The sequence below is a fragment of the Kribbella sp. WER1 genome, assembly GCF_054189145.1.
Window position 1 is genome coordinate 3,452,647 of the sequence record NZ_CM135186.1, and the last position, 21,154, is coordinate 3,473,800.

Annotated in this window: 16 protein-coding genes; 8 read left to right on the forward strand and 8 right to left on the reverse strand. The window is 69.2% G+C overall.

Annotation, left to right across the window (positions count from 1 at the left end; genetic code table 11):
* The gene (locus ACXJJ3_RS16775; RefSeq protein WP_458171041.1) at nt 1-669 is read left to right on the forward strand and encodes a dihydrofolate reductase family protein; all 669 of its coding nucleotides are present in this window, start codon (nt 1-3) and stop codon (nt 667-669) included.
* Nucleotides 670-705: 36 nt separating this feature from the next.
* Nucleotides 706-1,980, forward strand: a complete 1,275-nt coding sequence (locus ACXJJ3_RS16780; RefSeq protein WP_458171042.1) for a winged helix-turn-helix domain-containing protein — start codon at nt 706-708, stop codon at nt 1,978-1,980.
* A 60-nt stretch (nt 1,981-2,040) separates the two neighbouring features.
* Here ACXJJ3_RS16780 and ACXJJ3_RS16785 read toward each other — a convergent pair whose 3' ends face one another.
* From ACXJJ3_RS16785 to ACXJJ3_RS16800, 4 genes are read right to left on the reverse strand one after another with little or no spacing between them, the layout of a single operon-like run.
* A complete protein-coding gene (locus ACXJJ3_RS16785) occupies nt 2,041-3,267 on the reverse strand; it encodes an MFS transporter (protein ID WP_458171043.1) in 1,227 nt (408 codons plus the stop codon).
* A 14-nt stretch (nt 3,268-3,281) separates the two neighbouring features.
* Complete coding sequence (locus ACXJJ3_RS16790) at nt 3,282-4,646, reverse strand: GH1 family beta-glucosidase (RefSeq protein WP_458171045.1); 1,365 nt, start codon at nt 4,644-4,646, stop codon at nt 3,282-3,284.
* Complete coding sequence (locus ACXJJ3_RS16795; protein ID WP_458171046.1) at nt 4,636-5,214, reverse strand: YbjQ family protein; 579 nt, start codon at nt 5,212-5,214, stop codon at nt 4,636-4,638. Before ACXJJ3_RS16795 ends, ACXJJ3_RS16790 begins: the two co-directional genes overlap by 11 nt.
* 15 nt (nt 5,215-5,229) lie before the next feature.
* Nucleotides 5,230-8,346 carry a penicillin acylase family protein gene (locus ACXJJ3_RS16800; protein ID WP_458171047.1) on the reverse strand — a complete coding sequence of 1,039 codons (3,117 nt, stop codon included), beginning with the start codon at nt 8,344-8,346 and terminating at the stop codon, nt 5,230-5,232.
* Nucleotides 8,347-8,510: 164 nt separating this feature from the next.
* Here ACXJJ3_RS16800 and ACXJJ3_RS16805 point away from each other — a divergent pair, with 164 nt between their 5' ends.
* Nucleotides 8,511-9,599, forward strand: a complete 1,089-nt coding sequence (locus ACXJJ3_RS16805) for an aminotransferase class V-fold PLP-dependent enzyme (protein WP_458171049.1) — start codon at nt 8,511-8,513, stop codon at nt 9,597-9,599.
* A gap of 110 nt (nt 9,600-9,709) precedes the next feature.
* On the opposite strand, the gene ACXJJ3_RS16810 is transcribed toward ACXJJ3_RS16805, so the two are convergent.
* Entirely contained in the window at nt 9,710-11,764 is a 2,055-nt protein-coding gene (locus ACXJJ3_RS16810; protein WP_458171050.1) for a DEAD/DEAH box helicase, read from the reverse strand.
* Nucleotides 11,765-12,103: 339 nt separating this feature from the next.
* Between ACXJJ3_RS16810 and soxR the strand changes: the two genes are divergently transcribed.
* The gene (soxR, locus tag ACXJJ3_RS16815) at nt 12,104-12,580 is read left to right on the forward strand and encodes a redox-sensitive transcriptional activator SoxR (RefSeq protein ID WP_458171052.1); all 477 of its coding nucleotides are present in this window, start codon (nt 12,104-12,106) and stop codon (nt 12,578-12,580) included.
* On the opposite strand, the gene ACXJJ3_RS16820 is transcribed toward soxR, so the two are convergent.
* On the reverse strand, nt 12,577-13,161 hold the full coding sequence (locus ACXJJ3_RS16820) for a TetR/AcrR family transcriptional regulator (protein WP_458171053.1): 585 nt from the start codon (nt 13,159-13,161) through the stop codon (nt 12,577-12,579). The genes soxR and ACXJJ3_RS16820 overlap by 4 nt on opposite strands.
* A gap of 50 nt (nt 13,162-13,211) precedes the next feature.
* Between ACXJJ3_RS16820 and ACXJJ3_RS16825 the strand changes: the two genes are divergently transcribed.
* Both ACXJJ3_RS16825 and snpA read left to right on the forward strand, forming a co-directional pair.
* Complete coding sequence (locus ACXJJ3_RS16825; RefSeq protein ID WP_458171054.1) at nt 13,212-14,099, forward strand: alpha/beta fold hydrolase; 888 nt, start codon at nt 13,212-13,214, stop codon at nt 14,097-14,099.
* 163 nt (nt 14,100-14,262) lie between these two features.
* The gene (gene snpA / locus ACXJJ3_RS16830; protein WP_458171055.1) at nt 14,263-14,934 is read left to right on the forward strand and encodes a snapalysin; all 672 of its coding nucleotides are present in this window, start codon (nt 14,263-14,265) and stop codon (nt 14,932-14,934) included.
* Between the two features lie 62 nt (nt 14,935-14,996).
* On the opposite strand, the gene ACXJJ3_RS16835 is transcribed toward snpA, so the two are convergent.
* Entirely contained in the window at nt 14,997-16,016 is a 1,020-nt protein-coding gene (locus ACXJJ3_RS16835; protein ID WP_458171056.1) for a LacI family DNA-binding transcriptional regulator, read from the reverse strand.
* Between the two features lie 220 nt (nt 16,017-16,236).
* On the opposite strand from ACXJJ3_RS16835, the gene ACXJJ3_RS16840 reads away from it, so the two are divergent.
* The gene (locus ACXJJ3_RS16840; protein ID WP_458171057.1) at nt 16,237-17,319 is read left to right on the forward strand and encodes an ABC transporter ATP-binding protein; all 1,083 of its coding nucleotides are present in this window, start codon (nt 16,237-16,239) and stop codon (nt 17,317-17,319) included.
* Between the two features lie 63 nt (nt 17,320-17,382).
* Here ACXJJ3_RS16840 and ACXJJ3_RS16845 read toward each other — a convergent pair whose 3' ends face one another.
* A complete protein-coding gene (locus ACXJJ3_RS16845; protein WP_458171058.1) occupies nt 17,383-18,333 on the reverse strand; it encodes a glycosyltransferase family 2 protein in 951 nt (316 codons plus the stop codon).
* A 105-nt stretch (nt 18,334-18,438) separates the two neighbouring features.
* On the opposite strand from ACXJJ3_RS16845, the gene ACXJJ3_RS16850 reads away from it, so the two are divergent.
* Nucleotides 18,439-20,937 carry a YfhO family protein gene (locus tag ACXJJ3_RS16850; RefSeq protein WP_458171059.1) on the forward strand — a complete coding sequence of 833 codons (2,499 nt, stop codon included), beginning with the start codon at nt 18,439-18,441 and terminating at the stop codon, nt 20,935-20,937.
* The last annotated feature ends 217 nt before the right edge of the window (nt 20,938-21,154 follow it).

Here is a 21,154-nt window from a genome sequence, read left to right on the forward strand (position 1 = left end):
ATGGCCGGAAAGGTGTTCTTCGGCGTGACGATGTCGCTCGACGGCTTCGTCGCACCGGTCCCGGACGTGACGGTCGCGGAGGTGTTCTCGCCCGACAGTCAGGACGATCCGCGGGTCCAGCGCTGGCTGCGCAAGTGGTCGGAGCTGCAGGCGTGGCTGTTCCCGCAGCGGTCGTTCCGGGAGAACCTGAAGCTCGGCGAGGGCGGCGAGGAAGGGCTCGACGACGACATCTCCCGGGCCACCCAGGAGCGGATCGGCGCGAACGTGATGGGCAAGCGGATGTTCGACGGCGGCGAGCTCGCCTGGCCGGAGGAGGCGCCGTTCCACACCCCGGTGTACGTCGTCACGCACACGGTGCGGGAGCCGTGGGAGCGGCCGGGTGGTACGACGTTCCACTTCGTCAACGACGGCATCGAGAGCGCGCTGTTCCAGGCCCGGGAGGCCGCCGGCGACGACGACGTCCGCATCTCCGGCGGTGCCGATCTGATCCAGCAGTACCTGAACGCCGGGCTCGTCGACGAGTTCTCGATCTCGCTCGCGCCCGTCCTGCTCGGCTCCGGGATCCGCCTGTTCGACCAGTTCGACGCGGACCGGATCGCGCTGCGGCAGACCCGGGTGGATCCGTCGTCACAGGTCACCCATCTGACGTACGCGGTCTCCAAGCGCTAGCCCCGGTGACCCGATCGCGCGCTATACGTTCGAGTCATGGTGGCCGTAGGCGACGAAGTCTCGACGGAAGTGGCGCGGCGGATCGCGCTGACCGCGCAAGGGTTCGGCGAGGCGCATCAGCCCGGTGACGTGGGCTGGGCGATCCGGCGGGCCGGCGTACTGCAGCTCGATTCGGTGAACGTGCTGTGCCGGTCGCACTATCTTCCGGTGTTCTCGCGGGTGGGCAACTATCCGCGGGACACGCTGGACGAGCTGAGCTGGGGCGCGGACCGGCAGCTGTTCGAGTACTTCTGGGGGCACAAGGCCGCACTGATCCCGCTCGGCAACTACCCGCTGATGCGCTGGCGGATGCGGGCGGCCGAGCGGCAGGTGTGGGACGAGGAGCTGAGTCCGGACGTGACCGCTCCGTGGTCGGTCGTCGCGGGGATGCGCCGGCTGACCGCGGAGCGGCCCGGGTACGTCGACCAGGTCCTGCGGCTCGTCACGGACCAGGGACCGTTGACCGCGGGCGAGGCGAGCCCGGACGGCGTACGGCGTCAGCGCACCGACCCGGACCCGGATCCGACGACCGGCACGATGTGGAACTGGCAGGACGCGAAGATCGCGATCGAGTACTTGTTCTGCACCGGGCAGGTGACGATCGCGGGGCGGCGGCACTTCGAGCGGATCTACGACCTGACCGAACGGGTGCTGCCCGCCGCGGTGCTCGACGCCCCGGAGCCGACCGCGGCCGAGGCCCGCCGCGAGCTGATCCGGATCGCGGCACGAGGGCTGGGGATCGCGACGTTGCGGGAGCTCTGCGGCGGCACCGGGCAGGCGCACTTTCCATTGCCTGCAGCAACCGGTCGTGAGGTGGTCGGGGAGCTGGTCGAGTCCGCCGAGCTGGTGCCGGTGCGCGCCGAGGGGGTGAAGCAGCAGGCGTACCGCTGGCACGAGGCGGAGGATCGTCCGGTCGACACGTGTGCGCTGCTGTCGCCGTTCGACCCGCTGATCTGGAATCGGGACCGGGCACACCGGCTGTTCGACTTCTTCTACCGGATCAGCATCTACACGCCGGCCCCGCAGCGCGTCCACGGGTACTACGTGCTGCCGTTCCTGCTCGGGGATCGCCTGGTGGCCCGCGTCGACCTCAAGTCCGACCGCCCGGAGTCGACGCTGGTCGTTCCCACCCTCACTCCCGAACCCGGAGCTGCCGACTTCGTCGAGCCCCTGGCAGCCGAGCTCCGCCAACTGGCAACCTGGCTCGGGCTCGGGCACATCCGGGTCACCGCCACCTCCCCTGCCGCCAAGGCGCTGGCCCGCAGCCTCTGATCAACTCCTGGGGTCGCGCGACAAGCTATTGCTTGTCGCGTGACCCCAGGCGCTGTCCAGTCAAGCGACGGAGCGGACCCGGGTGACGAGGACGCCGGCCAGGACCGTGACCGCGGCGGCCAGCAGGTACAGGACCGGGTAGCCGCCGAGGTGCTTGACGATCGGGGCGGCGATGACCGGGGCCAGGACTTGCGGCAGGGAGTTCGCGATGTTGATGACGCCGAGGTCCTTGGCGCGGTCGCGGGCGTTCGGGAGGACCTCGGTGAGCAGGGCGAAGTCGACGGACAGGTACACGCCGAAGCCGGCGCCGAGGACGATCGCGCCGGTGATCGCGCCTGCCCAGGTCGGCCAGACGGCGAGGATCACGCCGGCCACCGCCATCACCCAGCCGGACGCGGTGACGAACACCTTCCGGCGCGCGGACCGGTCCGACCAGCGGCCGAAGCTGATCGCGGTCGTCAGGACGCAGGCGCTGTAGATCGCGGTCAGGATCAGTACGCCGGTGTCGGGGTCGGTGATGCCGACCTCGTCCTGCAGGTAGTAGAACAGGTACAGCGTGCCGAGGGCGTTGCCGACGTTGAACAGGAACCGGGTCAGCCAGGCCCAGCCGAAGTCCGGGTAGCGGCGCGGGCTGATCCAGAAGCTCTTCAGGAAGTCGGGCAGGACGAACGGCGAACGCTCCGTCAACGGCTGATCGTGGCTGCGGAGCAGGTACGGTACGACGGAGAGCAGCAGGAACGCGGCGCAGGCGACGTACCCGAGGGTGAAGTTGTCGAAGGCTGCGGCGAGGGCCGTGCCGACCAGCGCGCCGAGGACCTGCGAGATCGCGACCCAGCCGCCGACCACCCCGCGTTGCGCGACCGGGACCCGGTCCGGGACGACCGCGGTGGCGGCCGCGAGCAGCGCGTTGCCGAACAGCTGCATCAGGCACCACCCGATGAGCATCAGCACGATCACCCGCGCCCCGGACAGGATCCCGAGCCCGATCGCACCGCCGACCGCGCCCGCAATCACCCACGGAACCCGGCGCCCGAACCGTGACACGGTCCGGTCCGAGATCGCCCCGAACGCCGGATTGGCCACCACCGACACGACCGCCCCGACCCCGGTCACGAGGCCGAACACGAACTCCTTGTTGCCCGGCGCAACCACCTCGGACTGCTTGGCCAGCAACACCTGGATCGGCCCCAGCCAGGCGGCGAACACCCCCACATTCGCGAGCACAACAGCCGCGGTCCATCCGCCCCCGACCCGCACGGTGGGCTCCCCCAAGGCCCCAGCGGCCACGACCCCCTCCGTGCTCATCTGCGGTTCTGGGCTATCAGAGCCTGGAGCCAGAAGTACGACTCCTTCGGGGTCCGCTCCTGCGTCTCGAAATCGACATGCACCAGGCCGAAGCGTTGCGAGTACCCGGCCGCCCACTCGAAGTTGTCCAACAGCGACCATTGGAAGTACCCACGAACGTCGATTCCGTCGTCGATCGCAGACTTCAGCGAGCGCAGATACCCGTCCAGGTAGTCGATGCGACGCTGGTCGGCCACCACCCCGTCAACCGGCCCGTCGTTGATCGCGCAGCCGTTCTCCGTGATGTAGATCGGCGGCAGTTTGTCGCCATACCGGTCGCGGAAGATCCGCAGCGTCTCGGCGAACGCCTCCGGCACCACCGGCCACCCGAAGTCCGTCGTCGGGTACCCGGGCAGCGTCCGCGGCTCGAACGGCAACCCAGGCGGCAGTTGTACGCCGTCCGTCGCGGCCGTGTCGGCCTGACCGGTCGCGACGCCGACGGACACCGGCGCGTAGTGGTTGATGCCGAAGAAGTCGAGCGGTGTCGAGATGATCGCGAGGTCGTCGGCCACGGGCCCTGGCATGCCGTCGCCGATCCCGGACGGGTACTCCCCCAGGATGATCGGGTCGGCGAACATCCAGTTGATCAGGTTGTCGTACAGCCCCGCCGCCTCCCGATCCTCGGCGCTGTCACTGGCCGGCCAGGTCGGCGCGTGGTTCGAGGCGATCCCGATCTGGGTTGCACCGGCGGCCCGCAGCGCCTGCACCGCGCGGCCGTGGGCGAGCAGTTGGTGGTGCGCCACCGGGAGCGCGTCGAACAGCAACTCCTTGCCGGGGGCATGGGCACCGAGCGAGTACCCCATCAACGTCAGCACCATCGGCTCATTGATCGTGATCCACAGCGGCACCCGGTCGGCGAACCGCGCGCCCAGCAGCGCGGCGTACTCCGCGAACCGCTCGGTGATGTCCCGGTTCAGCCAGCCGCCGGCATCCTCGAGCGGCTGCGGCGTGTCCCAGTGGTAGAGCGTTGGCGCGGGCTGGATCCCGGCGCCGAGCAGTGTGTCGATCAGCCGGTCGTAGAAGTCCATACCGGCCGCGTTCGCCGGTCCGCTCCCGGTCGGCTGGATCCGCGGCCAGGCGAACGAGAACCGGTAGGTGTCCACGCCCAGCTCCCGCATCAGCGCGACGTCCTCGGCGTACCGGTTGTAGTGGTCGCAGGCCACCGCTCCCGTGTCGCCGTTCAGGATCTTGCCGGGCGTGGCGCAGAACGTGTCCCAGGTCGAGGTGCCGCGGCCGTCCGCGGCCACGGCACCCTCGATCTGGTACGCCGACGTCGAGACGCCCCACCTGAATCCGGGCGGCAGGATCAGGTCAGCTGTCATTCGCATCATCCTCATCAGGCTTGGTGTCCTGGACCCGCGGTGCCTCGACCTTCCGCACCACGACCGCCGTCCCGTAGGCGGCGACCTCGCTCATCGTGTTCGCGATCTCGTTGCAGTCGAACCGCATCGCGAGAATCGCGTTCGCGCCCATCTGCTGCGCCATCTGGCACATCCGCAGTACGGCGACGTGCCGGGACTCAGCCAGCATCTGGGTGTACTCCGGGACCTCGCCGCCGCCGAGCGACCGGAAGCTCGCGGTGAAGTTCGACCCGAAGTCGCGACTCCGGACGGTCAGCCCGAACACCTCGCCGAACACCTTCTCCGCGGTGTACCCGGGCAAGTCGTTCATCGTCGAGACCAGCACTGGGTACGGCGAACCCTGCGGCGCGACGTGCGGCACGTTCGACGGCTGCTGGTACCCGCCCTGCTGGCCGTATCCCTGCTGCTGCGGCGGCGGCCCCTGCTGGTATCCGGGCGGCGGACCCTGCTGGTACCCCGGAGGCGGACCCTGCTGGTAGCCCGGCTGCTGCGGCGGATACGGCTGGTTCGGAGGAAAGTTCTGTGTCATGCACTCATCCTGGCATCACCATCTGAACACCTGGAACTCGTACAGCGAATAGCCGTACGACGTCGCCCGCTGCGTCCCCGTGACACGGACATATCTGGCCGGCGTCGCCGCGAACCTGACCACGTCCTCACCACCGTTCCCGGACGTCGTCGCGTACACCTGTTGCCACGTCGACCCGTCCCGCGAGACCTCGACCCGGTAAGCCTTCGCGTACGCCGACTCCCACCGCAACACCACCCGGCTGATCGGCTGCTCGTTGCCGAGGTCAACCTTCAGCCACTGCGGGTCCGACCAGTCGCTGGCCCACCGGGTGTCGAGCTTCCCGTCGACCGCCTGGGTCGGCGGCGAGTCGTACCAGCCCTTCTCGTAACTGCTCGCGGTTGCGGTCTTCCCGGCCGCCAGGTTGCTGACGTCGTCGCCGCGCTGCGCCGGGAACTCGACCACCTGCTGGTACGTCGGCCGGTTGACCCACGCGATCCGGTCCTGGGTGATGCCGCCCATGGGGTTGTGCGCGATCTGATCGGCGCAGAACTGGTCACCGGCAGCGCAGTCGGCCGTCGCCGGGTACGTGGTCGCCGCCGGCGTCTTGCTTGCTGCCAGCAAGGTCTCGGTCAGGACCGCCCGGCAGCCCGCCAGCGATCCGCCGCCGCAGTACGTCACCGGCTGGGACGCCTTCACCGGGTCGCCGAGCACCTTCCGCATGTCACGCTGGACGAAGCCCCACCAGCCGCTCTGGAACGACGAGCCCTGCGCGCTCGGGCGCTCGTCGATCTTCAGGTTCGCGGTCAGTGCGCCGTAGAGATCCGGTCCGAGGTCCTTGAACTCGGCCGGGACCAGCAGCGGCCACCAGGCGTCGAGCAGTCGGATCGCGTCGGCGTCGGTGTACGTGCGGGACGACGCGTTCGGGGTCTTGCGATGGGCGCCGGACTGTTGCCAGGCCGTCAGTTTGCCGACGGCGTCCGCCACGGCCGGGTCGGTGATCGGGGCGGACTTCAGGACGCGCAGCAGGTACGGCAGCACCTGGTCGCCACGGAGGTCGACGGTGGCGGCGTCCTCCATCGCCTCGACCAGCTTGCCGCGGGTGAACTTCTGGCCGCTGCCGATCACCGCCTTGATCCGGTCGTCGAGCGGCTGGCTGCGGTAGACCGCGTTGTACCCCCACTGGCCGTCCGAGGCGGAGTACCCGGGGGCCTGCTTGTTGTTCCAGCTGGTCAGGTAGTCCTGGTTCACGACCTGCGGGTGCTGCGCCGGCGGCGTGTACGTCGCGCGGTTGGTGTCCGGGTTCCAGCCCTTCCACTCGTACGTGCTCCAGGTCGGCAGATTCGGGTCGGCGCCGTCGGCGCGGACCGGGTTGTCGCCGGAGTTGAAGTACGCGATCGAGTTCTTGTCCGTGTAGAACCAGTTGAACGTGTACCCGATGTTCGCCGCGGCCTTCTGGAAGTCGGCGGCCGAGTGGATCCGGTCCGGGTCGTTGAACTGCATGAACCCGAGCGCCGACCCCGCCTCGTTCCCGTACGTCGATCGGTTCTTCGTGAAGAGAACAGGCTTTCCGGAAACTGTTCCGCGGTGTGTCACGATGCCGTACTTGGTGCGCAGGGCAACCAGCGTGTACGACCCGGCAGGCTCCGACGAGCCGAGGCTGGCGTACCACGAGTTGTGCCGCTCGAGCCGCTCGATCGGCACGCACTGGCCGCGGAAAACGTAGTACTGCGAGGACTTCGTCGGCGTTCCGCCACCGGGTTCGCACAGCGGTACGGCGAACGTGTCGGTGATGTCCTGCCCGGCGGACGTCGCGCTCCACGAGTAGTCCGGGCCACGGCCGATCAACGTGTAGAAGTTCAGGCCGGCGAACGCGATCCCGCGCGAGCTGACGCCCGGGCCTTGCAGTTCCTGGCGGAGCAGCAGCTGCGGGGCGAAGTACCCGGTCTGGGGTCCGTAGACGGCGATCGGGTTGCCGGACTGGGTGTGCGCGCCGGAAACCAGCAGCGCGTTCGACATTCCCTTCGTTCCGAAACCGTCGGGAAAGAGTCCCTTGTCGAAGATTCCCTTGAGCGCCTCGGATCCCTTCGGCGCGGGCTTCGCGGCGGCGGCCTTGTTCGCGGTCTGGTCGATCACCTCGGGTTCGGCGGTCACCGAGCCGCGGTCCGGCAGCGCGCGGCCGGGCGGGTTCGGCCCGGTGGTCCCGTACGGGAAGGTCGTCCCGTTGTGCACCGTCGTACTCGCCTCGGGGTCGTTCTGCGAGCGGAACGACTCCCACACCTTGGTGCCCTCGGCAACGCCGTACTTCGCCTGCGCCTCGAGGAGCGCGAGCGCCGACGTCACCTCGGAACCGCCGCCGGTGCCGAAGATGCCCGCGACCACGGCCGCGGTGGCGACCACGTCGGTCACCTTCCAGTGCGGCGTCGGCCACTGCAGGCCGAGCGCGACGTACTCGCCGGGATACCCGATGCCGACCGTGTCGATGTAGTGGTTGACGCCGTCGGCCCACGCCTGGATGTCCTGCTGCATCTTCACGCCGTCGGCACCGTAGAGCTTGGGCGCGTCGTCGTACTGCCGCTGCAGATCGGCCTCGGTGTACGGCGCGGTCCGCCAGAACTCCTGCTCGAACTCGCGGTTCGCCGCGGCGCCGCCCGCGAACGGCGTCAGCTGACCGCGTCCGAGGTGCCGGAACACGTCCATCACGAACAGCCGGTCCTGCGCGCCGGCGTACCCGGCCCCGAACATCGTGCCGAGCCGGGTGGTGCCGGTGATGTGCGGGATGCCGCGGGACTTGTCGCGGACGATCGTCACGTCGCTGCGCGGGTGGACGGTGCTTGCCACGTCATCCGGTTTCACCCCGAACGACGAGTCGTCGTAGTACGGCGCGAGGCCGTCGTCGGTGATGCCCTGCGAGTTCCAGACCAGGTCCTGGTACGGCTTCAGGCTGTCGCTGAAATGCGGCGGCCGGACCCCCAACGCCTTGAAAGCAAGGAGATCCGTGAACGTCGCGCTGCCGTTCTGGCCCGGCGGCAGGATGTCACGACATTGCCCAAGGCAATAATCCGTGGGGTCCGCGGCAACGGCCTGCGGCGCCGCCTGGGTCGGGGCCGGCAGCGCGGCGAGGACGGCGACGACGGCAGCCGCGGCGGCCATCAGCCGAAGGTGAGTGCGAAGGCGGGTGCGAAGTGCGGGGCGGGGCACGGTCCCTCCTCAGGTTGGTAAAAGTGAGGATGACTCAGCAGTAGCTTCGGGTCAAGAACTCGCCACCAACAGACTCTCGCCAATTGCGGTCCGTGACCACTACGCTCAGCAACACCATGAGCATCCACGATCGTTATCGATTGAGTGTGGTGATCAACGCCAGGGGGACGTACACGCCGCTCGGCGTGTCCAGGAGCTCCGACGCGGTCGCGGCCGCCGTCGCCGAGGCGCTCCCGGAGTTCTTCGTGCTGGACGAGCTGCGCGACCGGGCGAGCGAGGCGATCGCGCAGCTCACCGGCGCCCAAGCCGGTGCCGTCGTGCACTGCACCGCGGCCGCCATCACGCTGGCCGTCGCGGCCACGATGACCGGCGGCGACCCACGGCGTACGGCGTCGCTGCCGGACACGACCGACATGCACCACCGGGTCGTCCTCCCAGCCTGCCACGTCGTCGACTACGGCCACTCGAACCTGCAGGCCATCCGGCTGTCCGGCGCGCAGGTCGACCTGGCCGGCGACGAGGACGGCTGTACGATCGCCGACCTGGAGGCAGAGCTCGACGGGCCGGACGTCGCCTGCCTGATGCTGGTCGCGTCGCGGCTCACCCGCGGCGAGCCGATCGACCTGGCGTCCGCGATCAAGGCCGCGCACCGGCGCGGCGTACCGGCGGTCATCGACGGCGCGGGACAGTTCCCGAAGATCGCGGACCTGCTCGCCACCGGCGCGGACCTGGTCCTGGTCAGCGGGCAGAAGTACCTCGGCTCGCCGACGGCCGGGCTGGTCGCCGGCACCTGGCCGCTGGTGCAGGCGGTCCGCGCCCAGGACCACGGCATCGGGCGGGCGATGAAGCCGACCAAGGAGGCCATCATCGGCGTCCTCGCGGCGCTCGAGGAGTGGCAGGCGATCGACCGGGTGAAGTGGCAGGCCGACGAACGCGCCAAGGTCGACTCGTTCGTCGCCGCCGCGTCGCGGATCCCCGGCGTCGTGGTTCAGGCCGTCGCGGACCCGACCGGCCTACCGGTGACCCGGGTGCTGCTGAAGGTCGCCGACGCCAAACGCGTCGCCAACGAACTCGAGGCCGGTACGCCGCCGATCTACGTGATGACCGACCGCGTGGACGACGACGAACTGATGCTCGAACTGGTCCCGCTGGACGCCGAGGAGATCGCCGCCGTCCTGGCCCGCCTCTGGGCCGTCCTCACCTGACCACGCCCCCACAACGTTTGAGGGGTTAACCCCCGGCCTTGCCCCTTAGCCCTGCTGCATGCAACGGGCCAAGGGACAATTTCGATGGTTAACCCCTCAAACGGTGGAGCTCAGTGCTGGTAGGACCTTCCGTCCGTACGACGCTGGCCGCCGTTGTTGCTGCGGCGCGGGCCGTTGCCGCGACCACCCGGGCGGGTGCTGCCGAAACGGCGACCGCCGCCCTTGTTGCCGCGCGGCTTCGGGGCCGGCAGCTTCACCGGGTACCCGGACGGCTTGCTGCCGCCGGTCAGCCCGGTCATCACGTCGTCGCCCGGACGCACCCGGACCGGCTCGACGTCGACACCGGCCGACTCCGCCAGCCGGACCATCCCGCGCCGCTGGTGCGGCAGGACGAGCGTGACGACGGCGCCCTCGCCACCGGCACGCGCCGTACGGCCGGCACGGTGCAGGTAGTCCTTGTGGTCCGCCGCCGGGTCCGCCTGGACGACCAGGCCGACGTCGTCGACGTGGATCCCGCGGGCCGCGACATCCGTTGCCACCAGCACCGGAACCGAACCGTCCTTGAACTGCTCGAGCGTGCGGTTCCGCGCGCCCTGGGTCAGGCCACCGTGCAGCGCCGCGGCCATCACGCCACGGTCCCGCAGCTGGGTCGCGACCCGGTCCGCGCCGAGCTTGGTGCGGACGAACACGATCGTCCGCCCGTCCCGGCTGGCCAGCTCCGCGGTCAGCGACTGCTTGTGCGCCGGCTCGATCACCAGCAGGTGGTGCTCCATCGTCGTCACCGCAGCCTGCGCGGCATCGGTCGAGTGGATCACCGGGTCCTTCAGGTACGTCTTCACGATCGTGTCGACGTCGTTGTCCAGGGTCGCGGAGAACAGCAGCCGCTGACCCTCGGGCGGGGTCATGTCGAGCAGCGTGGTCACCGCCGGCATGAAGCCCATGTCGCACATGTGGTCGGCCTCGTCGAGCACCGCGACCTCGACCGCGCCGAGGTCCGCCGCGCCCTGCTCGCACAGGTCGATCAGCCGGCCCGGGGTGGCGATCAGCAGGTCGACCCCACGCCGGAGCGCGTCGATCTGCTTCGGGTACGGCAGGCCGCCGGCGATCAGCTTCAGCGACACGTTCATCACGTGCGCGAGCGGCTCGAGCGCGTCGTGCACCTGCATCGCGAGCTCACGCGTCGGGACCAGGATCATGCCGCGCGGACGGCGCGACTCGGTCCGGCCGCCGGCCAGCCGCATCAGCGTCGGCAGACCGAAGCCGAGCGTCTTGCCGGAACCGGTCTGGCCGCGGCCGAGCACGTCCTTGCCGGCCAGCGCGTCCGGGATGGTCGCCGCCTGGATCGGGAACGGCGCCGTGATGCCGTCCCGGGCCAGCCGCTGGACCAGCCGCGGGGCGAGCCCGAGCGCGGCGAACTGGTTGTCCTCGGCAACGGTGCCGAGGTCGACCGGCTGCTGCACCGGCTCCTCCTTGCGGAAACTCTTCTCGAACCGCGGCTTGTCGTCCCGCTCGAACCGCCGGTTGTCGCGGTTGTCCCGGTTGCTGTACGACGGCCGGTCGTCGCGCGAGTACCGCGGACGCTCGTCCCGGTTGAACCGGGGCCGCTCGTCGCGGTTGTACGACGGCCGGTCGTCACGCTTGTTGTACGCGGGACGCTCGTCGCGGTTGTTGTAGGCCGGGCGCTCGTCACGACGGAACGGCCGCTTGTCACCACGGTTGTAGGACGAACGGTCGTCACGGTTGTACGACGGACGGTCGTCACGGTTGTACGACGGACGGTCGTCACGGTTGTACGACGGACGGTCGTCACGGTTGTACGACGGACGGTCGTCACGGTTGTACGACGGACGGTCGTCACGGTTGTACGACGGACGCTCATCGCGGTTGTACGACGGGCGGTCGTCACGCTTGTTGTACGCGGGACGCTCGTCACGGTTGTACGAGCGCTCCCCACGGTTCCGGTCGTCGCGGCGCTGACCGCGGTCCGCCCGGGGCTGCTCGGAGCGGTAGCCCTTCACGGGCGCGCGGTCCTCACGGGGTGCGTCGTACGTCGGCTCCGCGGCGGCCATCCGCTCGCCGTACGACTGGTTCTGGTGCTTCTTGTGCCGCGGCTTCTTGCTCCGCCCGTCGGCGGAATCGGCGTCGAACTGGTGGTGCTGGGTCACGCAAACTCTCTCTCGTATTCACGGACGAGGGGCGCCGGATCGCAGCCGCACGTGAGCGCCGGTCACGAAACATGACCGGACTACGTACTCAGCAGGAGACGGGCATCGACCTGCGGGTGCTATCGCGTTGCACCCATGTCGCCGGAGTCTTCAGCGGATGCTGAAACCGACGGGTCGGAGCGCCTGGGAACATCTCTGGTGACGCGACGCGCGCACCGACACCACAAAAGTATAACCGATCGTGACGACCGCCTTGACCAGCAGACCAGCCGATCGACTGGTCCCCTCCAACACTTCAAGCATCCTTGAATGTTTGGAGCCCCGTTCTAGGGTGGCTGTATGTCGGAGGAGAACGTCCCCAGCAAAGAGCACTGGCTCTCGATCGGGGAGATCGCGCAGCGGTCCGGGGTGGCGGCGTCGGCGTTGCGGTTCTACGAGGACCAGGGCCTGATCGCGTCCCGCCGAACCGCCGGCAACCAGCGGCAGTACCAGCGCAGTACCTTGCGCCGGATCGCGTTCGTGCAGGCCGCGCAGCGGGTCGGGCTGGCGCTCGCCGAGATCAAGAACGCGCTGGACTCGCTACCCGAGGACCGGACGCCGACCCGCGCCGACTGGAGCAAGCTGTCGAAGTCGTGGCGCAGCCGTCTCGACGAGCGGATCGCCGAGCTCGAGCGCCTCCGCGACGACCTCGACACCTGTATCGGCTGCGGCTGCCTGAGCCTGCAACGCTGCAACCTGTACAACAAGGAGGACCGCCTCTCCACCCGCGGCCCGGGCGCCCGGCTGCTCAACGTGGGCATCCCGGGCGAGAGCTAGGACAAGAGCCCGCGCTCGATCACGCCGACCAGCAGCTCGGCGGCAGCGAGGGCGTCATACTCCGGATCCCGCAGCGACTCCGCCACGATCGCGTCGATCCCGCCCCCGATCACCAGCGCCGCCGACCGCAGATCCATCGCCGACGTGACGCCACGCGCGGCCCGCGCCGCAGCCACCAGGTCCGCGACCGCCGACCAGCGCGCCTCGGAATCGGTCAACGGCGCCACCGACGTCATCGCCTCCACGAGCATCCGCACGTGCCGCGGCCGCGCCCGGAAGTACCCGACCATCGACCGGATGTACGCCGCCGGCCCGTCCGCCGGATCCGCCGCGTCGACCGCGGCCCCTACCTCCGCCACCAGCGCGTCCAGGACCTGCGCGTGCGCCGCCTCGACCAGCGCCTGCTTGGACGGGAAGTGGTACAGGATCCCCGCCTTCGTGATCCCGGCGCTCTCCGCGATCCGTCCGAGCGAGGCCGCCGCGTAGCCCTGCTCGGCCACCAGCGCGATCGTCACGTCGACCAGCTGCGCGCGCCGCGCCTCCTCGGTGAAGGTCAGGTTCCGGCCGCGCGCTGAGGGCATGCTCTCAATTTACCGTATGGTTGGATCTCTTACCGATCGGTTAGGAGATCATGAATCCGTTAGGCCACTGGAACAGCGCGGCCGGCCTCGACGACTACCGCTCGAAGTACGACGCCGCGATGCGCGACCTGCCCGCGCCGGCCGGCGTCCGCGACGTCCGGACCGAGTACGGCATCGTCCGCGTCTACCGGTTCGCCGGCGCGCGGAGCGGCCTCGCACCGCTCGTCCTGCTGCCCGGGACGTCCTCGGGCACACCGGTCTGGGCCGACAATCTCAAGTCGCTGCTCGCGATCACCGATGTGTACGCGATCGACCTGCTCGGCGAACCCGGGCTGAGCGTGCAGAGCAGGCCGATCACCTCCGACGAGGACAAGGCCGCCTGGCTGGACCAGACGCTCGCGGCACTGCCCGAGAAGCGGTTCAACCTACTCGGGATGTCGATCGGCGGCTGGACCGCGATGAACCTCGCCGTCCGGCACCCGGAGCGGATCGCGACCGTCACGACGCTCGACGCGGTCAACGTGTACGACGGGATCCCGGTGGAGACCGCGCTGCGGGCGCTCCCGGCCGCGGTGAAGTGGTTGCCGCGCTCGTGGCGGGACAGCTTCAACTCGTACACCGCCGGCGGCGCCCCGGTGGAGCATGTCCCGGTCGCGGACATGATCGAGTCCGGGATGAAGAACTACACGATCCGCCAGCCGCAGCCGCGACGGATCAGCGAGCAGCAGCTGTCCGCGCTCCCGATGCCGGTGCTCGCGATCATCGCCGGACGCTCGGTGATGCACGACCCGGCGAAGGCCCGCAGTACGGCCGAACGCGCGCTGCGGACGAAGACCGTCGCGTTCTACCCGGACGCGTCGCATGCGATCAACGGTGAGTACCCGGAGCGGATCGCGGGCGACGTACGGGCGTTCCTCGCGGCGCACCGAGATTCATAACCTGCTCGTTATGCGGGTCATAGAACCTGAACCCCGGCGCGCGGGTTAACCCCTCGATATCCCGCGATCTGCTGCGGAAAACCGGAGTGCTTGGCAGCATCCGAATGTGGCGATCGGTAATCCGCCCGTCGCTATCCGCCACCGATCACGGAGTGAGGCCTCCATGTCGCATCGCCGTATCCTGACCAGTCTCGCGGGGCTCGCCGCCGCCGCACTGGCCGTCCCCGCGCTCGCAGCGTCCCCCTCGACTGCCGCGCCCAGCACCATCTCCACCGCCGAGTCCCGGGCCGCGTACGTCGGCTCGCCGCAGGACGAGGCCGCCACCAAGGCGTTCTACGACGCCGTGATGAAGTCCGCCCGCGCCAAGATGGCCAAGCAGGCCGCGAAGGGCCAGAAGGTCACCGCGGTGACCGTGACGTACTCGGTCGACGCACCGACGTTCGCGTCCCAGATCGCCGCCAGCACGCAGATCTGGAACTCGTCGGTGAGCAACGTGAAGCTTGCCGAGGGCAGCAACTCCGACTTCTACTACACCGAGGGCAACGACTCCCGCGGCTCGTACGCGTCGACCGACGGCCACGGCAGTGGATACGTATTCATCGACTATACGCAGGCCGAGCAGTACGACAAGACCCGCATCGTCGCCCACGAAACCGGCCACGTCCTTGGCCTCCCCGACCACTACTCCGGCCCCTGCTCCGAACTGATGTCCGGCGGCGGCCCCGGCCCGTCCTGCACCAACACCCACCCCAACGCCACCGAAAGCGCCAAGGTCAACCAACTCTGGGCCAACGGCTTCAACAACACCGTCACCCCGCTCCACATCTCCAAGTAACCCCCACAAACCTCCGGCCCGGAGCCGCCCGGCAGGGGACGGCCCCGGGCCGGAGTCCGTTTTCAGCGGGCCGGGCCGGTGGAGGCGCGGACCACCAGTTCGGGGCGGAAGAGGAATTCGGTGTGGGGGGTGGCGTGGCCGCGGACCTCTTCGAGGAGGGACTGGACGGCGGCGAGGCCCATCGCCTGGACGGGTTGGCGGATGGTGGTCATGGGTGGGTCGGTGAACTCCATCATCGGGGCGTCGTCGTAGCCGACCACCGAGAGGTCGCCGGGGACGGTGAGGCCGCGTTGGCGGGCGGCGCGGATGGTGCCCAGGGCCATCATGTCGGAGCCGCAGACGACCGCGGTGACGCCGGCGTCGAGGAGTTGCCGGCCGGCCGCCTCGCCGCCCTCGACGCCGAACATGCTCAGGGCAACCATCGGGTCGAGGTCCTCGTCGGACAACCCCAGCTGGGCCTTCATCGACGTCCGGTAACCGGCCAGCTTCCGTTGTACGACGAGGAATCGCTCCGGCCCGGACGCGAACCCGATCCGGCGGTGGCCGAGGGCAACGAGATGGGAGACGGCAAGCTCCATCGCGGCGTACTCGTCGGACGACACGAACGGCGCCTCGACCGACGGCAGCCAGCCGTTCACGAAGACCACCGGCAGCCGGCGTTCGACCAGCGCCTGGTACCGCTCGTGGTCCGCCCCGGTGTCGGCGTGCAGCCCGGAGACGAAGATGATCCCGGAGACGCCGCGCTCGAGCAGCATCTCGACGTACTCCTCCTCCGTCGCGCCGGACGGGGACTGCGTGCACAGCACCGGCGTGTACCCGCGCTGCGACAGCGCCGACTCGATCACCTGCGCGAACGCCGGGAAGATCGGGTTCATCAGCTCCGGCATCACCAGCCCGATCAGCCCGGCGGACCGCCGCCGCAACCTGGCCGGCCGTTCGAACCCGAGGACGTCGAGAGCGGTCAGCACGGACTGTTTCGTGTCCTCGGCGACCCCGGGCTTCCCGTTCAGCACCCGGGACACCGTCGCCTCGCTGACCCCCGCCTTGGCCGCGATGTCCGCCAGCCGCGCTCTGCTGCTCACGCGGGCACTGTACAGAGCCCCGCCTGACATTTCAGCAAGATCCTGCAAGAACTTGCAGACTGCGCGCCGGTGTCCACTCCGTGAACAGAACGGACACATCACACGCCACACACCTTGTCAGGACGAGTGGCGCCGGGCGAGGATAGGCGGACTCCCCCGCCCGGGGGAACCTTTACTCGGATCGTCCGGCACGTTCCTGCCGGTGAAGGGAAGTACAGTCATGGCCACTGTGTCGTTCAAGGCGGCAACCCGGGTCTACCCCGGTTCGGACACCCCCGCCGTCGACAAGCTCAACCTCGAGATCGAGGACGGCGAGTTCATGGTGCTCGTCGGCCCGTCGGGTTGCGGTAAGTCCACCTCGCTCCGGATGCTCGCCGGCCTCGAAGAGGTCAACGAGGGCTCCATCTACATCGGCGACCGCGACGTCACGCACCGTCCGCCGAAGGAGCGGGACATCGCGATGGTGTTCCAGAACTACGCGCTCTACCCGCACATGTCGGTCGCCGACAACATGGGCTTCGCGCTGAAGATGCAGGGTGTCTCCAAGGAGGACCGGGCGAAGCGCGTCGGCGAGGCCGCCAAGCTGCTCGGCCTGGAGGAGTACCTCGACCGCAAGCCGAAGGCCCTGTCCGGTGGTCAGCGTCAGCGTGTCGCCATGGGCCGCGCGATCGTCCGTAACCCGCAGGTCTTCCTGATGGACGAACCGCTGTCGAACCTCGACGCCAAGCTCCGGGTCCAGACCCGTACCCAGATCGCCGAGCTGCAGCAGCGCCTCGGGGTCACGACCGTGTACGTCACGCACGACCAGGTCGAGGCCATGACGATGGGCGACCGGGTCGCGGTCCTCAAGGACGGTCTGCTCCAGCAGGTCGACACCCCGCTGAACCTGTACGACAACCCGAAGAACAAGTTCGTCGCGGGCTTCATCGGCTCCCCGGCGATGAACCTGCTGACCGCGGACATCGCGGAGGGTGGCGCCAAGGTCGGCGACTACACCATCCCGGTGGCGCGCGACGTACTGGCCAAGGCCGGTAGCGACAAGACCCTGACCGTCGGCGTTCGTCCGGAGGCCTTCAAGGTCGCCGACGAGGGCCTGCCGGTGAAGGTCGCCGTCGTCGAGGAGCTCGGCGCGGACGCGTACCTGTACGGCACCGCGGACACCGCCGAGGGCGACAGCCAGCAGATCGTCGCCCGGATCGACGCCCGTATGCAGGTCGAGAAGGGCTCCACCGTCCGCCTGCAGGCGGTGCCGGAGAAGCTGCACCTGTTCTCCACCTCCACCGAGGAGCGGCTCACCGCCTGATCCTCGGCAGCTGTACTCCTACCGGCCTCGGGTGGCTCGTCCACCCGGGGCCGGTGCCATTTCTCAGCGACTCCGCTCCAGCCGGTCGGCCGGGTCCATGTTCGTCTGCTTCAGCAGGTAGTGCGGGCGCTTCTTGGTCTCGTAGTAGATCCGCCCGATGTACTCGCCGATCAGCCCGAGCATCACCATCTGCAGTCCGCCGAGGCCGGTGATCGCCGCGATCAGCGTGACGTACCCGGGCATGTCGACCCCGTGCAGGATCGCCGCGACCAGGACCCAGACGGCGTACCCGGCGGCGACCGCGGTGAGCAGCAGGCCGATGTAGATCGCGGCCCGCAGCGGCTTGTTGTTGAACGACAGCAGCCCGTCGAGCCCATACTCGAGCAGCCGGCGGAACGTCCAGCGGCTCTTCCGGTCCGCCGAGGCCTTCACGTTGTCGTACTCGAACAGGATCGACTCGAACCCGATCCACGCGAACAGGCCCTTGGAGAACCGGTTGTACTCGTTCAGCTCGAGCAGCCCGTCGACCGCGCGCCGGGACAGCAGCCGGAAGTCGCCGACCCCGTCCATCAGCTCGACGTCGGCCCATTTGTTGATCAGCCAGTAGTACGCCCGCGCGAACAGCGTCCGGGTCGCCGGGTCGCCGGTCCGGTTACGGCGCGCGATCACCTGGTCGAATCCCCGCTCGTACTCCGCCAGCATCCGGCCGATCAGCTCCGGCGGATGCTGCAGGTCGGCGTCCATGATCACCACGGCGTCACCGGTCGCGTACCGGAGGCCCGCGAGCATCGCCGCCTCCTTGCCGAAGTTGCGGCTGAACGAGAGGTATCTCACCGACTCGTCGGTCGCTGCCAACCCGACCAGGGCGTCGAGCGTCCCATCAGCACTACCGTCGTCGACATAGACGATCTCGTAGGGACGGCCGGTCCCGGCGAGCTCCCGGCTCAGTGCCTGATGGAACCGGGAGATCACCTCGACCTCGTTGTAACACGGCACCACCAGACTCAACCGCATCGTTGTCCCCGTCCGGCCCGCACGCCGACTATGGTGCGATTCTTGTCCAGACCAGTACTACCCGCTAGCTTTGGCGGCCGAACGATCGGAACGAAGGGGCGGCCAGTGGTTTCCGAGGACGCTGTCGAACAACAGGCCCCGCGGGGGCGTTCGGCATTACTCCCTGCCGGCGTCGCCGCTGTCGGGGTGGCGGCGGTGTTCGTCGCCTCCGGAATCATCCGCGGTACCTATCCCTTCGGTTCGCTGTCCCGCAGTACCAACGATCTTGGCACGCAGTACGTCCCCTTCTTCGCCCACCTCTGGGACGTCCTGCACGGCCAGGCCCAGGGCGACCTGCTGTTCAACTGGCAGAGCGCGTTCGGCGTCGGCTTCTGGGCCGACCTCGGCGTCGATCTCGGCAGCCCATTGTCCCTGCTCGTGGGCCTGTTCCCGCGCGACCGGGTCGATCTCGCCGTCTTCGTCATCACCACTCTCAAGCTCAGCCTGGCCGCCGCCGCGATGGCCGCCGCGCTGCTGAAGATGCGGCCGGGCCCCCGGTGGGTCGCGGCGATGCTGGGCATCTCGTACGGCGTCTGCGGCTGGGCGCTCGACGACGGATCCTACGTCCCGATGTGGCTGGACGGCCTGATCGCCCTGCCGATGTTCTTCCTGGTCGCCGAATGGTCACTGCGGCGGACCAACCGGGTGCTGAGCGTGCTGGTGGTGGCCGTCTTCTGGCTGTCCAACTTCTACACCGCCTACATGGCAACGTTCGCGGGTGGGATCTACCTGATCGCCCGGCTGCTGAGCAGCGACCTCAGCTGGTCGCTGCGGCTCCGGTCGCTCGTCCGGCACGGCGTGTCGTTCGCGCTCGGCATGGGCCTGATCGCGCCTATCCTGCTACCGATCATCCTCGCCAACCGCGCCGCAACGCCGTCCCCGTCCGGGATCTTCCACCCGTCGGCGATCGGCGTGTTCCTGTCCCGGCTGCTGCCGCTGACCGAAGGTGTCGGCAAGACGGCCAGCGTGTACGTCGGCACGCTCGCGCTGCTGCTCGCGCTGACGATGCCGTTCAACAAGTTCGTCCCGTGGCGGTCGAAGATCGTCTGGGTGATCACGATCGTCGGCGTGGCGCTGACGTTCCGGTGGGGCCCGACACAGGCGTTCTGGCACGCGTTCGACACCCCGAACGGCAGCCAGTACCGCGAGGCGTTCGTTCTCTGCGGGCTGCTCGTCGCGGTCGCCTGGATCTCGGTCGCCCACAGGTTGCCCGGGCCGCTCGCCCTGCTCGGCGGCGGCGCGCTGCTCGCCGTGATCGTGGCCGTGTCGGACGGCAGCCCGCTGCTGAAGGAACACTGGCTCACGGTGCTTGTCGTGTCCGGAGCGGTCGCCTTCGTTGTGTTCGGCACCATTTGGCTGCTGCGGCGCAAGCCCGGTCCCCGGCGGCTCCCGGTGGCGGCAGCCTTCGCCGTACTGCTCGCGGTCGTGACACTCGAGGCTACCTGGAGCGCGGTCGTCACCGACGAGTACCGGAGCAAGCTGCTCAGCGCATCGGCCGACCCGTGGGACGCCAAACAGACCGCCCGGTACGACGAGCTCCGCAAGGCCGACGACTGGCCGAAGTACCGCACCGAGCCCGGGACGGCGGTCACGCCGAACGACCCGATGCTGCTCGGCGGGCAGGGCGCGGGGCAATACAGCAGCCTGCTGCCGTATTCGGTGAACCAGATGATGACGCAGCTCGGCTTCGGCTGGTCCGGCTACGGACGGGCGAGCCGGACGCTCGACAACCCGGTCACCGACGCGATCTTCTCCGTCGGCGCGCGGATGCGGATGATCAACGGCGACCCACACATCCGCACGGAGGTCGTACCGCCGCTGGTCACCGTGCGACGCCGGCTGGATCCCGCGGTGCAGGTCGACACGGATGCGCCGAATGCTTATCTCGCTCAGGAGCGGTTGCTCGGGTCGACTGTGTACGAGGTGCCCGAGTACAAGGGCACCCGCTTCGCGACCGGGGACGTGAAGCTGGTGGCAGCTTGCGCGCCGACGAGTACGGCGTACCTGTTCATGCCGCGCGTCGGCGGGCGGGCACGGCTCGCGGGCGGGGACTGGCATGAGCTGAGTGCCACGCGGCGGCCCGGGATCAACACGAGCAGCGCGATGATCGAGCTCGGGACGGTACCCAAGTCCGGAGTGGTGCTCGTCGAGGTCAACTTCGGCGAGGACCCCCAGGGGATCCCGCCGCACAACGCGATCGGATGCTTCAGCCCCGTCGCTCTGGAGAAGGCCGTGAAGACGCTGCAGGCGACCGGGGCCACGGATGTGCAGGCCGGCGGCCATTCGCTGCGGGCGACGTTGCCGGCCGGGAGCAAGGGCTGGGCGGTCATCGGCGTACCCAAGATCGACGGCTGGTCCTGCAACGCCGGCGGCAAGGACCAGATCCCCAGCAACTTCGGCGGCTTGATGGCCGTCCCCATCGTCGGCCCAACCACCCAAGTCACCTGCAACTTCACCCCACCCGGCCTGACCCGAGGCCTCGCAATCGCCGCCGCCGCGCTCGTACTGACCCTCGGAATCGCAGGCCTGGGCGCAGTACGCCGCCGCCGGCGGCCGACAGGTTGATCCCCGGCGTCCTGCGGAGGTGGTGCGTGAGGCCGCACGTGGCGGGTGCTGGCGGGGCGCGGTGGGCGACCGGCGGGAATTTGCGGCGGATGGGGGCGCCGAGCGTGGCTGTGCACATCCCGTGGTGACAGGCGACAAGCTATTGCCTGTTCAAGGTCCCCAGGGGGTGTCGCCAGATGGTCAAGTCGCCTGGGCGGCAAGGCGTGCCTCCGACCTG

Excerpts from the sequence above, each read along its gene's own strand:
- ACXJJ3_RS16825 (WP_458171054.1), top strand. The coding sequence starts at position 13,212 with ATGAATCCGTTAGGCCACTGGAACAGCGCGGCCGGCCTCGACGACTAC.
- snpA (WP_458171055.1), top strand. The coding sequence starts at position 14,263 with ATGTCGCATCGCCGTATCCTGACCAGTCTCGCGGGGCTCGCCGCCGCC.
- ACXJJ3_RS16775 (WP_458171041.1), top strand. The coding sequence starts at position 1 with ATGGCCGGAAAGGTGTTCTTCGGCGTGACGATGTCGCTCGACGGCTTC.
- ACXJJ3_RS16800 (WP_458171047.1), bottom strand. The coding sequence starts at position 8,346 with ATGGCCGCCGCGGCTGCCGTCGTCGCCGTCCTCGCCGCGCTGCCGGCC.
- ACXJJ3_RS16805 (WP_458171049.1), top strand. The coding sequence starts at position 8,511 with ATGAGCATCCACGATCGTTATCGATTGAGTGTGGTGATCAACGCCAGG.
- ACXJJ3_RS16840 (WP_458171057.1), top strand. The coding sequence starts at position 16,237 with ATGGCCACTGTGTCGTTCAAGGCGGCAACCCGGGTCTACCCCGGTTCG.
- ACXJJ3_RS16780 (WP_458171042.1), top strand. The coding sequence starts at position 706 with ATGGTGGCCGTAGGCGACGAAGTCTCGACGGAAGTGGCGCGGCGGATC.
- soxR (WP_458171052.1), top strand. The coding sequence starts at position 12,104 with ATGTCGGAGGAGAACGTCCCCAGCAAAGAGCACTGGCTCTCGATCGGG.
- ACXJJ3_RS16820 (WP_458171053.1), bottom strand. The coding sequence starts at position 13,161 with ATGCCCTCAGCGCGCGGCCGGAACCTGACCTTCACCGAGGAGGCGCGG.
- ACXJJ3_RS16845 (WP_458171058.1), bottom strand. The coding sequence starts at position 18,333 with ATGCGGTTGAGTCTGGTGGTGCCGTGTTACAACGAGGTCGAGGTGATC.
- ACXJJ3_RS16795 (WP_458171046.1), bottom strand. The coding sequence starts at position 5,214 with ATGACACAGAACTTTCCTCCGAACCAGCCGTATCCGCCGCAGCAGCCG.
- ACXJJ3_RS16790 (WP_458171045.1), bottom strand. The coding sequence starts at position 4,646 with ATGACAGCTGACCTGATCCTGCCGCCCGGATTCAGGTGGGGCGTCTCG.